This window comes from Actinomadura sp. ATCC 39365 (assembly GCF_054392275.1).
In genome coordinates, this window is sequence record NZ_CP184335.1 from 4,873,295 (window position 1) to 4,885,771 (window position 12,477).

Consider the following 12,477-nt stretch of genomic DNA (forward strand, 5'->3'; position numbering starts at 1 on the left):
AACGCTTTGGGGGTGGGCATGGGAACGCTCGACGACGAACGGCGTCACGTCGAACGGTGCAGGGCGGGGCTGCGCAGGATGCTGGAGGGCGCGCGGGAGAACGTGATCGTCGGCGAGACCGTCGCCGGCGACCGCTACAGCGCGGAGCGGCTCGGCCGCCATCTCAAGAGCCTGGCCAAGGAGCTGAGCGAGGAGCCCGACGGGCCGCCGTTCTTCGGCCGGCTCGACTTCGGCCAGGAGTCGGCCGAGCACCGCGGGCGGGCGTACCACATCGGCCGGCGGCACATCACCGGCGAGCACGGCGGGCCGCCGGTGGTGATCGACTGGCGCGCGCCCGTGGCGCGCGCCTTCTACCGCGCCGGCGCCCGCGACCCCCAGGGCGTCGAGGTACGCCGCCGTTTCGGCTGGTCGGGCAGGACGCTGACCGGGTACGAGGACGAGCGTCTCGGCGCCGGGGAGGAGGGCGGCGGCGCACTCCTGGCCGCCGAGATCGAACGCCCCCGCGTCGGCCCGATGCGCGACATCGTCGCCACCATCCAGCCCGAGCAGGACGACCTGGTCCGCGCCGACCTCGACACCACCATCTGCGTCCAGGGCGCCCCCGGCACCGGCAAGACCGCCGTCGGCCTGCACCGGGCCGCCTACCTGCTGTACGCGCACCGCCGGCGCCTCGAACGCTCCGGCGTCCTGGTGCTCGGCCCGAACCGCACCTTCCTCGGCTACATCTCGGCCGTGCTGCCCGCGCTCGGCGAGGTGGACGTCGAGCAGACCACCCTGGAAGTGCTGCTCGGCGCCTACCCCGTACGGGCCGCCGACTCCGCGGCGGCCGCGGCGGTCAAGCACGACGTCCGGATGGCCGAAGTGCTGCGCCGCGCGCTGTACGGCCGCATCCGCAGGCCCGCCGAGCCCGCCGTGGTGGCCGACGGCTCCTACCGCTGGCGCGTCGGCGAGGACGAGCTGCGCCGCATCGTGGAGGACACCAGGCGGGCCGCGCTCCCGTACGGGGTCGGCCGCGAACGCGTCAGGGCCAGGACGGTGGCGGCGATGCGACGGCAGGCCGAGGCCCGCGGCCAGACCTGCAACGCCGCCTGGGAACGCCGGATCGGCCGGGCGCTCACCCCGGCGCTCGACGCGACCTGGCCCGCCGTCCGCCCCGAGGACGTGCTGCACGAGGTCCTCAGCGCCCCGCCCGAGGGCCTGCTGACCGACGCCGAACGCGCCGCACTCGCCTGGCCCAGTCCGCCGCGCGGCGCCAAGAGCGCCAAGTGGACCGAAGCCGACCTGGTGCTGCTGGACGAGCTGGCCTGCCTGCTCGAACGCCCCCGCGGCTACGGCCACGTGATCGTGGACGAGGCCCAGGACCTGTCGCCCATGCAGTGCCGCGCCGTGGCCAGGCGCAGCGAGCACGGTTCGCTGACCGTGCTCGGCGACCTGGCCCAGGGCACCACACCGTGGGCGGCCAGGTCGTGGCCCGAGCACCTGGAGCTGCTCGGCAGCCCCGGCGGCCGGATCGTCGAGCTGACCACCGGCTTCCGCGTGCCCGGCGTGGTCGTGGAGCTGGCCAACACGCTGCTGGCCGCGCTCGACGCCGACGTGCCCCCCACCCGCTCCTACCGCTCCGACGGCAGGCTGCGCGTCATCGCGACGGCCGAGCTGGAGAAGGGGGTCGTGGCGGCCGTACGGGAGGCGGGCGGGTTCGAGGGGTCGATCGGGGTGATCGCGGCCGACGCCCACGTCGAGGCGATCACCTGCGCGCTCTGGAACGAGGGCCTGGACCTCGGCGAGCGGCTGAGCGTCGTGCCCGCCTCGATGTCCAAGGGCCTGGAGTACGACCACGTGGTCCTCGCCGAGCCCGCCGCCGTCGTCGCGGCCGAACCGCGCGGCCTCAACCGTCTGTACGTCGCCCTCACCCGCGCGGTCTCCCGGCTCGACGTCGTCCACGCCGAACCCCTTCCCCCTCAGTTTTCCCGCCCGTCATAAGCCTTCTGAAATGGGCAGATGTCTGGACTCGGCGGCTCGACAGGCCCACGGCTCTGGTGTGTGATGTGATTCACTTCACGAGGGAGCCGGAGAATGACCGCTTCGCAAGACCCGCCCCCGGGCGACGACGAGCACACACGTGAAGGGCGCCGGCCGCAGCCGCCGCCCTACGGCGGGCCGCCGCAGCGGCAGGGCGCCCAGGTCCTGTCGATCATCGGGTTCGTCAGCGCCGCGGTGGCCATCCTGTTCATACCGATCCTGTTCGGCCTGGCCGGCATCGTGCTGGGCATCGTCGGCCACACCCGCGGCGAGTCCCTGGGCAGGTGGGCCGCCATCGCCGCCGCGGCCTGCATGGTCGTCGGCATGGTCCTCGGCGCGCTGGCCACGCGCGCGCTGGGTTCCTGACCCGCTGTGCCCGCGTGAATCCGCCGTCGCGCGGGCACAGGGCCGCGTCCCGGAATGAAGCGCGCCTCCCGGGTGCTGTCAGGGACGCAGTCGCTCATGGAAGAAGGCGTTAACCATGTCCCCGCAGGCGGACGCGGCCCATCTGATCGTGCGAGCCCTGGAGGCGGAAGGCGTCGAGTACGTCTTCGGCATCCCCGGCGAGGAGAACATCCACTTCGTCGACGCGCTCAACGACTCCTCCATCCGTTACATCCTCGTCCGGCACGAACAGGGCGCGGCGTTCATGGCCGAGATCTACGGCAGGCTCACCGGCAAGGCGGGGGTGGCCTCGGCCACGCTCGGCCCCGGCGCGATCAACCTGCAACTCGGCGTGGCCGACGCCACCACCAACAGCACCCCCGTCGTGGCGATCACCGCCCAGGTCGGCCTCGACCGCATCTACAAGGAGTCGCACCAGGTGGTCGACCTGGTGTCGCTGTTCCGGCCGATCACCAAGTGGGCCGACCTGGCGCCGACGGCCCTGGCCCTGCCCGAGATGATCCGCAAGGCGTTCAAGACCGCCCAGACCGAGCGGCCCGGCGCCGTCTACCTGGCCATCCCAGAAGACGTCGAGTCGGCTGCCGTGCCGGCCGACCTCGGCCCGCTGCCGGTCAACGTCGTCCGTCCCCAAGACCCCTCGGCCGCGCAGATCGCCCGCGCGGCCGACGTGCTGGCCCGCGCGCGCAGGCCGATCGTGCTGGCCGGGCACGGCGCCGGCCGGGCCGGGGCCTCCGCCGCGCTGGTGCGCTTCTCCGAGCGGCTCGGGCTGCCGGTGGCCACCACGTTCAACGGCAAGGGCGTCTTCCCCGACGACCACCCGCACGCGCTGGGCGCGGTCGGCTTCATGCGGCACGACTACGTCAACTTCGGCTTCGACGAGGCCGACGTGCTGATCAGCGTCGGCTACGAGCTGCAGGAGTTCGACCCCGTCAAGATCAATCCCAACCGCGACAAGGAGATCATCCACCTCCACCGGTTCCCCGCCGAGGTCGACGACCACTACCCGGTGGCCGTCGGGGTGCACGGCGACATCTCCCGGTCGCTGGACGCGCTCGCCGACGCCGTCCCGCGCCGCTTCGAGCTCAACGGCACCGGCGAGAAGATCCGCCGCCTGATCCGCGAGGAGCTGGCGCAGGGGCGCTCGGAGGACGGCTTCCCGCTGTCGCCGCGGCGCGTGGTCGCCGACATCCGGGAGGCCATGGGGCGCGAGGACATCGTGCTGGCCGACACCGGCGCGGTGAAGATGTGGATGGCCCGCATGTACCCGACGTACGAGCCCAACACGATGCTGGTCTCCAACGGGCTGTCCTCGATGGGGTTCTCGGTGCCCGGCGCGCTGGCCGCCAAGCTGGCCTTCCCCGAGCGCAGGGTGCTGGCCGCCACCGGCGACGGGGCGTTCCTGATGAACTCACAGGAGCTGGAGACGGCCGTCCGCGAGCGCATCCCGATCACGGTCCTGGTGTGGGTCGACGACGCGTACGGGCTGATCGAGTGGAAGATGGACCTGGAGCTCGGCCGCCACTCGGGCATCCGCTTCGGCAACCCCGACTTCGTCGCCTACGCCGAGAGCTTCGGCGCCCGCGGCTACCGGATCACCAGCGCCGGGGAGCTGCTGCCCACGCTGCGCAAGGCGCTGGCCGACGAGACGGTGTCGGTGATCGCGGTGCCCGTCGACTACGCGGCAAACCTGGAGCTGACCGGCAAGCTGGGCGAACTCACCGGCCCCTTCTGACCGGCCCCTTCTGACCGGCCCTTTCTGACCGGCCGGGCCCGAACGAGGGGCCCGGTGGGTCAGGTTCTCGTCCAGTGGGGCTGCGCGACGTCGAACACCCGCTGTTCGCGCCCGCGCAGCGCCACCTCGGCGAACTGCCACAGGATCGCCCCGGTCGGCGCGTGGATCACGATGTCCGGCCCGAGCGGCATCTGCAGCAGCTCGCCCTGCCAGCGCGGCACGCCGGGCGCGAGGAAACGCTCCAGCGGCACCGCGTGCACCGAGGCCACCTCGTGGGCGTCGCCCACCGGCTCCTGACGCCCTCCGAACGCCACGACAGGAGTGATCACGAACCCGGAGTCGGCGACGAAGTCGTCGAGCAGCCCGGCCACCGCCACGCCGGTCACCCCGACCTCCTCGGCCAGCTCGCGCAGCGCCGCCTCCACCGGCAGCTCGCCGTCGTCGAGCCGCCCGCCCGGCAGCGCCCACTGCCCCGGGTTGCGCCCCCGCGCCGCCCTGCGGATCAGCACCGTGTACGGGACGCGCTCGGCGTCCTCCAGCACGCACACCGTCACGGCCGCCCGGCGCACCCCTGTGACGGGCGGCACCTCCCGGCGGTCGAAGGCGGCGAGATGGGCGGTGACCTGCTCGCGCAGCACGTCGATCGGGGGCAACATCCCCTCAGGATGTCACGCCGTACCCGTGCGGGCCGGTGTGATCCCAGGAGGCCCATCAGGAGAGGCCGGCCACTCCCTCCAGGAGGCGGTCGACGTCCGAGCGGTCGTTGTAGTGGACCAGGCCCGCGCGGACGGCGCCGCCCGAGTCGCGCACGCCGAGGGCGCCGGTCAGCTCCCAGGCGTAGTTGTGGCCGTTCCAGACGTTGACCCCCAGCCCGGCCAGATGCTCGGCGACCTGGCGCGGGGCGTGGCCGGCGACGGTGAAGTAGGCGGTCGCGGTGCGCCTGGCGGGCTTGCCGTGCAGGGTGACGTGGGGCATCGTCTCCAGGCCGGAGATCAGGCCGGCGAACAGCTCCAGCTCGTGCTCCTCGGCGGCGGCCATCGAGGCGAGGAGGCGTTCGCGGCGGGTGCCGGTGCCGGGGACCATGGCGGCCAGATGGTCGACGGCCGCGGTGACCCCGGCCAGGTCGGCGAACGCGGACGTACCCGTCTCGAACCTCTCCGGCACGGTGTCGGGGGAGGGCCGTAACTTGGCCGGACGGATCGTCTCCAGCAGCGCCGGGTCGGCGACGACGGCCCCCACGTGCGGCCCCGACCACTTGTAGGCGCTGGTGGCGTAGAAGTCGGCGCCCAGCGCCCGCATGTCCACCGGGCCGTGCGGGGTGGCGTGCACGCCGTCCACGTACAGCAGGGCGCCCGCGCGGTGGGCCAGCTCGGCGATGGCGGCCACGTCGGGACGGGTGCCGAGGATGTTGCTGGCCGCCGTCACCGCGACGACCTTGGTCCGCTCCCCGATCAGGTCGGCGTACTGGTCGACCGGGAGCTCGCCGGTCACCGCGTCCACCTCGGCCCAGCGGACGGCGGCGCCCGTCTGGGTCCAGGGGCGCACGTTCGCGTCGTGGTCCAGCCTGGAGACCACCACCTCGTCGCCGGGCCCGGTCAGCGCCCTGGCCAGCCGGTACGTCAGCGTCGTCATGTTCGGGCCGAGGATCACGCCGTCGGGACGGCCGCCGACCAGGTCCGCGACGGCGGCACGGCAGGCGGCGACGATCTCGTCCGCCCGGTGGCTGGCGGGGAACGCCCCGCCCACGTTGCCGAGCCCGGCCCGGTAGGCGGCGGAGATGGCGTCGATCACCGGCTGCGGCGTCTGGGTGCCGGCCGCGCCGTCAAGGTAGGCGAAACCATCGGAAAGCGCGGGATAGGAGGAACGTACGGACTCCAGGGGGAAAGGCATGATAAGTAGATGCTCACCCTCAGAGACCTCAACCGCGCCACCTTGGCCAGGCAGCACCTCCTTGCCCGGCACGAGGGCCGGCCGGCCGACGTCGTGCACCGGCTGGCCGGGCTGCAGGCCCAGGAGCCGCGGCCGCCCTACGTGGGGGTGTGGACGCGGCTGGCCGGGTTCCGGCGCGACGACCTGCACGCCTCGCTGCACGCCGGCGGCCTGGTGCGGGCGACGATGATGCGGGCCACGCTGCACCTGGTGACGGCGGAGGACTTCGTGTCCTTCCGGCCGCTGCTGCGTCCCATGCTGGCCGCCGCGGCGCGCCGGTTCGAGGGCGTCGACTTCGAGGCCGTCGCCGCGGTCGCCGACCGGCTGCTCGCCGACGGCCCGCTCACCTTCAACGAGCTGCGGCCCCTGCTGCTGAAGGAGTTCCCCGGCGCCGACGAGCGGGTGCTCGGGTACGCCGTGCGCATGATGACGCCGCTGGTCATGGTGCCGACGCAGGACCGGTGGAGCTTCCCGCGGGAGTCCGCCTTCGGGCTGCCCGGCGTCGAACTGGACCCGGCGCCCAGCATGGAACGCCTGGTCGAGCGGTACCTCGCCGCGTTCGGCCCGGCCACGCCCGCCGACGTCCAGACCTGGTCGGGACTGGGCGGGATGCGGGCCGTCATGAAGGGGATGGAGCTGGACAGGCTCGCCGACGAGACGGGACGCGAACTGTTCGACCTGCCCGGCGCGCCGCGGCCGGGCGGCGACGTGCCCGCGCCGGTGCGCTTCCTGCCCGACTTCGACAACCTCGTCCTGGGGCACGCCGACCGTACGCGGGTGCTGGCGGACGAGTTCAGGCCGCTGGTCGCGACCAAGAACCTGCGGATCAAGGCCACGTACCTGGTGGACGGGTTCGCGGCGGGGACCTGGCAGATCAAGCGGTCCGGCAAGAAGGCCAAGCTCCTCATCAGCCCCTTCGCCGCCCCGACGCCTCTGGACGTCCTGGAGGAGGAGGGGCTGGCGCTCCTCGCCTTCGCCGAACCGGACGCGACCACCTACACCCTCGAACACACCCCACCCAACTGACCACCCCGCCCGGAGCAGACTGTGGGCCTTGGGCACGATGGCGTCGCCGCCTCTGTGGTGCTGGTGAAATCGAGGTGCCGGAGCCGGGTGTGCCTCCCTAGCCTCGGCCCCATGCCTCACGAATCCGCCCTGTTGAACGTCATCGATGTGGAAGCCACCTGCTGGGACGGACAGCCGCCGCCCGGCTCCGTCAACGAGATCATCGAGATCGGCCTCACCGTCGTGGACGTGCCGGCGCGGCGCCGGGTGTCCCGGCACCGCATCCTGGTCCGCCCTGTCCGATCGGCGGTGAGTGACTTCTGCACGGAACTGACCGGCCTGACGCAAGCCGAGGTGGAACGGGGCGTCACCTTCGCCGAGGCATGCCGGGTCCTTGCCGAGGAGTACGACGCCGGGCAGCGCCCCTGGGCGAGCTGGGGCGAGTACGACCGCCGGCAGTTCGCTCGGCAGAGTCGGGCCGACGGGGTGGCCTACCCGTTCGGTCATCCAACGGAACGCACCCACACCAACGCCAAGGCCGTGTTCGCGGCGGCGTACGGGCTGCGCCGGAAACCCGGCATGGACCACGCTCTGCAGATCGCCGGACTGCCGCTCGAGGGACGCCATCACCGCGGCGAGGACGACGCGTGGAACATCGCGGCACTCGTCCTCGACCTGTTGGGCCGCGGGGCATGGCCGGCCCTCTAGAGCCTGGTGCGACTGACCCCGTTGCGGCGTTGTGTCGGCGTGATCTCGTAGACTCCCCGGCCACGTCGTCGAAGGGATTGCCGTGGAAGACCCGACAGGTGTCGCAGCGCTGACCGAGATCCTGCCTCCAGATCTCGGCGCGGACGAGGAGATCGACTGGTCGGCAGCAGAGGCGCGGTGGGGCACGCGGTTCCCGCGTGACTACATGTCCTTCATGTCCGTCTACGGCGCCGGCTCGTTCGCCGAGGTCGTCATCCTCATGCCGTTGCCCAAGGAGTACATCCAGTGGGACCCCGGGACCTTCGAGGAGGAGACGAAGAACGCCCGTCACACCTGGGAGATGCTGGGCGGTCAGGAAGGTCTCGACATCGACCCGAACGACATCCTCGCCTGGGGCGTCACGTCGGGCCCCGACATCCTGTGCTGGCTGACCACCGACCCCGACCCCGACCGGTGGCCCGTCCTGGTCTGCGGCCGGCACACCCGCGAGGACTTCACCCTCTTCCCCTGTGGCATGGTCGAATTCCTCCGCACGCTGCTCCTGGACGAGTACGACCCCTACCCCCTCAGCGTCGACCTGCGTAACGCCTCGCCGCGCTACGTGCACTGGCTCGAAGAACAGAGGCGCTGGAAAGCGGAAATGGACCCCGACCTCGGTTCGCCACGATCGGCCGACCAGTAGGGCCCGTGCAGCCGACGCCCGCGTCTGCGGGTAGGCGCGTCGGTGATCATGTCGGGGCCGGAGTCTGTCGGGAGGGGTGCAGGGTGGCGGGGTCGGTGGGGCCGGCGGCAACGCCGGACGATGTCCTGCGGGCGCGGGACGAGACGGCGATGAGCCTTCCAGCTCCGCTGGTGGCGCTGTGGAGCGTGAGGGACGGCCTGCACACGGAGTCCGGGGTCGCGGTGTACTCGGCGGGGGACATCGGTGAACGCAACGCCACCTACGAAGTGGCGAAATATGCACCTGGATTCCTCCTCGTCGGCGATGACAGCGGTGGCCGCGGATTCCTCCTGCGTGCCGATGACCCGGGCTCCGCCGTGTTCTCCTCCGGTCTGGGCGATCTGGAGCCCGCGTATTTCGACGTCGTGGCCGCGGACTTCGCGTCCTGGATCGAATCGCTCGGTCCTGTCCCTTTCTGCTGACCATCGGGGAGTCGCTGTGACCGGGGGAAAAGGCTTCGCGATGTGAGTGCAACGGGTGGCAGGGTGCGATGCATGGCACCCCAGTACGAGATCCGCGCAGACTACGACGCTGACACGATCGTGGTCTACCAGGCATACGCACCTGCCATAGCCGACGCCGCGCTGCGCGCGGGCCGCTTCGTTGCGCCGTTCTCGTTCCACAGGATGACCTGGATCAAGCCCTCGTTCCTGTGGCTCATGCATCGCAGCAACTGGGCCCGCAAAGCCGGTCAGGAGCGCATTCTTGCAGTGCGGATGACCCGGCGGGGCTGGGAGGAAGCTCTGTCCCGGGCCGTGCTCACGACCGCGGATCCGGCGGCTGTGACCCGGGCAGCCGTACATGTCCAGTGGGACCCGGAACGTTCGTCGCGCGGAGCGGCGCTGAACCACTACAGCATTCAGGTCGGCATCGGCCGCGACCTGATCCGCACCTTCACCGACGACTGGATCGTCAGCCTCACCGACCTCACCCCGCAGGTCCGCAAGGCCACGGCATTGACACAGACCGGGCACGCCGCCAAGGCCCAACGGCTGTTCCCCGCCGAGCGGGTGTATCCCCTGCCGCGAACGCTGGAACGCCTCCTTGCCCCGGGCAGATGACGGCCGACCGAAGACGCTGGACGACTACGCGAGGCGGTTGGACGGGCACATCGGCCGCGAGCTGAACCCCGACGGCCCGCCCAGGGATCAGCTGCCGCCCTTCTTGCGCGAGTAGACCTGCTTGGCGGGCGGAGCCGTCACACGCACCTTGCCGCCCCATCTGGTGTAGCGGGACTCCACGGTGATCACGTCGTCGCCCACCAGGCTCTGCACCCGGTGCTCCGCGGCCGGGTGCGAGGTGACGAGCCGTTGTGGCAGGTTGTCGGGGCCCAGGGTGAGCTCGAAGGCGAACGCGCGGTCCTTGCTCTTGGACATGGCGGAGGCTCGGTACCAGGGGGAGGCCCGCCACAGTTCGGCCCGGCTGATGTGGCCCTTGAACGTACGTCCTGACTTCGTGCCGGACTTGATGAGGGCCTGGAGGGTCGCGGGTTCGGCGGGTTCACCAGCTGGCTGTAGAGCCCGCTGATCCCGCCAGGGAGCGGCCTGTCGTACCTGAGCCAGGGCTTGCCCGACGGAACATCGCCGTTGAGCGCGCCGCCCTTGTTGTAGCTCACCTTGCCCACGGTGATCGTGCGTTCGTCGCCCAGCAGGGCGTCGAGGGAGTTGAAGATCCCGCCTTCGTGCGGCGTGTACGTCGCCTTGATGTCGGAGGCGACGATGACACCCAGGCCGCCCTTGACCGGCTTGCCGAACTGCAGCACGCCCTCGCGCCGCAGAAAGGCGGTCTTGCCGGAGAGGTCGACGTAGGACGAGGTGTCGGTGAACGTCACCCCCTGCCCCGTCCTGGCGCGCCGACGTGCCGGGCCAGGACGAGGTCCGGCGCGCACGGCTTGGCTAGGCGAGGCCGAGGTCCCGCCGCACGCGGGCGTAGTGGCGGCCCGGCAGCAGGCTGCCGACCGCCCACGGCTGGTTCTTCGGCATGCGCCTGCCCAAGCCCTCCAGCAGGCGCTGCGCGCCGGTGAGGTGGCCGCCGTGGTAGAGCGCCGCGCCGAACAGGTGCGCGGCGTCCAGCGCCCTTGGATGCGGCCGGGCGCCCTCGCGCCACTTGTCGGACGCCGCCACCAGCGGGCCGGCCACCTCAGGGTCGCCGAAGTAGCCTTCGAGGATCTCCCGCGCCGTACGCTCCGATTCGCCGATCAGGCCCCACGCGACTTCGAAGTGGGCCAGCGCCAGCGTTGCCGTCACCGGGTCGCCCGGGGGCGCCGCGTCCGCCGTGCGGCGGGCGAAGGCCAGCACCTCGTCGTCGGAGCCGTACCACTTGCCGCACAGCACCTGGACGCGGGTGTAGTGGCCCAGATACAGGTGCGGAGCGCGGGCGGTCAGCTCCGTCCAGAGGCGGTCGAGCTCCTGCCGGCCGGCCTGCGCGCCGAGCGCGTGCCACTGCAGCCGCTCCCACGGAACGGGATCGTCCGGACGGGCCTCGGCGGCCTGCCGCAGCGGGACGGCGGCGTCCGCCAGCACCTCGTGGAAGCGGGCGAAGCGCTGATCGCTCACGTACGTGGCGTAGGAGGCGCCGCGGATCGCCCATGCCTGCCTGATCCGGGCGGCGCCGAGCCAGAGCAACGCGTCGGGGTCGTCGCCGGCCAGCCGGAGCAGCGCCTTGGTGTGCGCACGGGCGGCGATCCCCAGTTGCTCGACGCGCAGCGCACGCACCTCGTGGTCGTCGCGCGCCCGGCGGACCAGCTCCAGGCCCGGCTCCAGCCGTCCGGCCCGCACCTGGCGCAGCGCCTGCTCCAGCGCGGGATCCTCCCACGACCGGCCCGCACGCATCCGCGAGGTCTTGTCGAGCAGCTCGGCCGCGGCCGTGATCACCCGTATCAAGGACATCCGTGATCAATACCGCACGTGATCATGGTGTCGCAACAGCGTCAGTGGCTGGTGCCAGGCACCTCGTAGGGCACCGGACGACGTTGTCTGGGCCGGTGCAGCCGGGTTCCAGACAATCCACCAGCCGCCAAGACTGAGCCTGACACGCCTACTGGGGCGTGCTCCTCATCGAGCCGTGAGAGGCAATCCGTGATCAATAAAATGCCGCTTCGACGTCTGACCGCCGGTCTGGGCAGCGCCGTCGTAGCGCTGGGTGGTGTCGCCGTGCTGTTCACCGCGACTCCCGCAGTGGCCTCGGCCGGCACGGCCACCGCCCTGATCTTCAAGTGCAAGTACGACGGCAACGTCCGCAGCTCTCCCCGGCTCGGACGGCCCAACTTCCTCTTCACCTGCTATGTGGGGACGCAGATCTACCCGCGCTGCTGGGTTCGTGGGGACTACAGCGGCGGGGACAACCGCTGGTACACCTGGCGTGGCGGCCAGGGCCAGCCGGACCGCTACATCCACTTCAGCCAGGTCTCCAGCGAAGGAGACGGCGGCGGCATGATCCAATGCCCCTAGTGCATCGAGACAACCAGCGGACCAGTGCCGGTGCACCTGCCATCAGGCGGCGAAGCCGTGGTTGACCAGGTGTTGATCCGGAAGGGCGCGTCGGATGACGCAACCGGGGTTGCCGTCGACGTCCGTGTCGTACCCGGACGGCAGCACGCGCACCCGAGGTCCGAGTTCCTGTCCGAATGCGGCCCCCCCGACGATCGCCCGGCGGGCCTCGCGTTCCAGCACCCGAGCGCCATGGCGGCGGACGTCATCGAGGGTCCTGATCGCCGGCGTCTTCGCAAACGCGTGGCGACCGGCTCTCACCGAAGCGTGCGGGTCGGACATCGCGATCAGAGGCGGGGTGAGGGGGCGGGCGTCTTCTGGAGTGCCGTCGGCCGGCGGGGGTGGTGGCGAGGGGACGGGGTTGGGGGCTGGTCAGGGGGCGGATGGCGCCGGCGGGGAAGCGATGATCGGGTGTTCGTCGAAGCCACGTTCGAGGAAGTGTTGGGTAGCCTGGTCAGAGACGGCCCTGC

General features: G+C 71.7%; 14 protein-coding genes. 9 read left to right on the forward strand and 5 right to left on the reverse strand.

Annotation, left to right across the window (positions count from 1 at the left end; translation table 11 throughout):
* Positions 1–18 precede the first annotated feature (18 nt).
* The 3 genes from ACNF49_RS23995 (at position 19) to ACNF49_RS24005 (ending at position 4,156) form a co-directional block, all read left to right on the forward strand.
* Complete coding sequence (locus ACNF49_RS23995; RefSeq protein ID WP_357977507.1) at positions 19–1,980, forward strand: HelD family protein; 1,962 nt, start codon at positions 19–21, stop codon at positions 1,978–1,980.
* A gap of 93 nt (positions 1,981–2,073) precedes the next feature.
* Complete coding sequence (locus ACNF49_RS24000; RefSeq protein WP_357977509.1) at positions 2,074–2,385, forward strand: hypothetical protein; 312 nt, start codon at positions 2,074–2,076, stop codon at positions 2,383–2,385.
* A gap of 115 nt (positions 2,386–2,500) precedes the next feature.
* Positions 2,501–4,156, forward strand: a complete 1,656-nt coding sequence (locus ACNF49_RS24005; protein WP_482945038.1) for an acetolactate synthase large subunit — start codon at positions 2,501–2,503, stop codon at positions 4,154–4,156.
* Between the two features lie 59 nt (positions 4,157–4,215).
* Here ACNF49_RS24005 and ACNF49_RS24010 read toward each other — a convergent pair whose 3' ends face one another.
* The gene (locus ACNF49_RS24010; protein WP_357977514.1) at positions 4,216–4,812 is read right to left on the reverse strand and encodes an NUDIX hydrolase; all 597 of its coding nucleotides are present in this window, start codon (positions 4,810–4,812) and stop codon (positions 4,216–4,218) included.
* 55 nt (positions 4,813–4,867) lie between these two features.
* Complete coding sequence (locus ACNF49_RS24015; RefSeq protein WP_482945039.1) at positions 4,868–6,046, reverse strand: cysteine desulfurase-like protein; 1,179 nt, start codon at positions 6,044–6,046, stop codon at positions 4,868–4,870.
* A gap of 9 nt (positions 6,047–6,055) precedes the next feature.
* Here ACNF49_RS24015 and ACNF49_RS24020 point away from each other — a divergent pair, with 9 nt between their 5' ends.
* The 5 genes from ACNF49_RS24020 to ACNF49_RS24040 all read left to right on the forward strand — a co-directional run bounded on the left by ACNF49_RS24020 (position 6,056) and on the right by ACNF49_RS24040 (position 9,580).
* On the forward strand, positions 6,056–7,111 hold the full coding sequence (locus ACNF49_RS24020; protein ID WP_482945040.1) for a winged helix DNA-binding domain-containing protein: 1,056 nt from the start codon (positions 6,056–6,058) through the stop codon (positions 7,109–7,111).
* A 111-nt stretch (positions 7,112–7,222) separates the two neighbouring features.
* Positions 7,223–7,798, forward strand: a complete 576-nt coding sequence (locus ACNF49_RS24025) for a 3'-5' exonuclease (protein WP_357977523.1) — start codon at positions 7,223–7,225, stop codon at positions 7,796–7,798.
* Positions 7,799–7,880: 82 nt separating this feature from the next.
* Positions 7,881–8,480, forward strand: coding sequence for an SMI1/KNR4 family protein (locus ACNF49_RS24030; RefSeq protein WP_482945041.1), 600 nt, complete (start codon positions 7,881–7,883; stop codon positions 8,478–8,480).
* 83 nt (positions 8,481–8,563) lie between these two features.
* Entirely contained in the window at positions 8,564–8,941 is a 378-nt protein-coding gene (locus tag ACNF49_RS24035; RefSeq protein ID WP_482945042.1) for an SMI1/KNR4 family protein, read from the forward strand.
* 72 nt (positions 8,942–9,013) lie between these two features.
* On the forward strand, positions 9,014–9,580 hold the full coding sequence (locus ACNF49_RS24040) for a DUF4291 domain-containing protein (protein ID WP_482945043.1): 567 nt from the start codon (positions 9,014–9,016) through the stop codon (positions 9,578–9,580).
* A gap of 87 nt (positions 9,581–9,667) precedes the next feature.
* Here the strand turns inward: ACNF49_RS24040 and ACNF49_RS24045 are convergent, their stop codons facing one another.
* Both ACNF49_RS24045 and ACNF49_RS24050 read right to left on the reverse strand, forming a co-directional pair.
* Positions 9,668–9,895 (reverse strand): hypothetical protein, encoded by a 228-nt coding sequence (locus ACNF49_RS24045; RefSeq protein ID WP_482945044.1) that lies wholly within the window; start codon positions 9,893–9,895, stop codon positions 9,668–9,670.
* A gap of 519 nt (positions 9,896–10,414) precedes the next feature.
* Positions 10,415–11,407: a hypothetical protein gene (locus tag ACNF49_RS24050; RefSeq protein WP_482945045.1), complete on the reverse strand. Its 993-nt coding sequence runs from the start codon at positions 11,405–11,407 to the stop codon at positions 10,415–10,417.
* A 201-nt stretch (positions 11,408–11,608) separates the two neighbouring features.
* Between ACNF49_RS24050 and ACNF49_RS24055 the strand changes: the two genes are divergently transcribed.
* On the forward strand, positions 11,609–11,968 hold the full coding sequence (locus ACNF49_RS24055; protein WP_357977542.1) for a hypothetical protein: 360 nt from the start codon (positions 11,609–11,611) through the stop codon (positions 11,966–11,968).
* 42 nt (positions 11,969–12,010) lie between these two features.
* Here ACNF49_RS24055 and ACNF49_RS24060 read toward each other — a convergent pair whose 3' ends face one another.
* Complete coding sequence (locus ACNF49_RS24060; RefSeq protein ID WP_482945046.1) at positions 12,011–12,289, reverse strand: hypothetical protein; 279 nt, start codon at positions 12,287–12,289, stop codon at positions 12,011–12,013.
* Positions 12,290–12,477: the final 188 nt, after the last annotated feature.

Excerpts from the sequence above, each read along its gene's own strand:
- ACNF49_RS24055 (WP_357977542.1), top strand. The coding sequence starts at position 11,609 with ATGCCGCTTCGACGTCTGACCGCCGGTCTGGGCAGCGCCGTCGTAGCG.
- ACNF49_RS24045 (WP_482945044.1), bottom strand. The coding sequence starts at position 9,895 with ATGTCCAAGAGCAAGGACCGCGCGTTCGCCTTCGAGCTCACCCTGGGC.
- ACNF49_RS24060 (WP_482945046.1), bottom strand. The coding sequence starts at position 12,289 with ATGTCCGACCCGCACGCTTCGGTGAGAGCCGGTCGCCACGCGTTTGCG.
- ACNF49_RS24000 (WP_357977509.1), top strand. The coding sequence starts at position 2,074 with ATGACCGCTTCGCAAGACCCGCCCCCGGGCGACGACGAGCACACACGT.
- ACNF49_RS24005 (WP_482945038.1), top strand. The coding sequence starts at position 2,501 with ATGTCCCCGCAGGCGGACGCGGCCCATCTGATCGTGCGAGCCCTGGAG.
- ACNF49_RS24050 (WP_482945045.1), bottom strand. The coding sequence starts at position 11,407 with ATGTCCTTGATACGGGTGATCACGGCCGCGGCCGAGCTGCTCGACAAG.
- ACNF49_RS24025 (WP_357977523.1), top strand. The coding sequence starts at position 7,223 with ATGCCTCACGAATCCGCCCTGTTGAACGTCATCGATGTGGAAGCCACC.
- ACNF49_RS24020 (WP_482945040.1), top strand. The coding sequence starts at position 6,056 with ATGCTCACCCTCAGAGACCTCAACCGCGCCACCTTGGCCAGGCAGCAC.
- ACNF49_RS23995 (WP_357977507.1), top strand. The coding sequence starts at position 19 with ATGGGAACGCTCGACGACGAACGGCGTCACGTCGAACGGTGCAGGGCG.
- ACNF49_RS24015 (WP_482945039.1), bottom strand. The coding sequence starts at position 6,046 with ATGCCTTTCCCCCTGGAGTCCGTACGTTCCTCCTATCCCGCGCTTTCC.
- ACNF49_RS24010 (WP_357977514.1), bottom strand. The coding sequence starts at position 4,812 with ATGTTGCCCCCGATCGACGTGCTGCGCGAGCAGGTCACCGCCCATCTC.
- ACNF49_RS24040 (WP_482945043.1), top strand. The coding sequence starts at position 9,014 with ATGGCACCCCAGTACGAGATCCGCGCAGACTACGACGCTGACACGATC.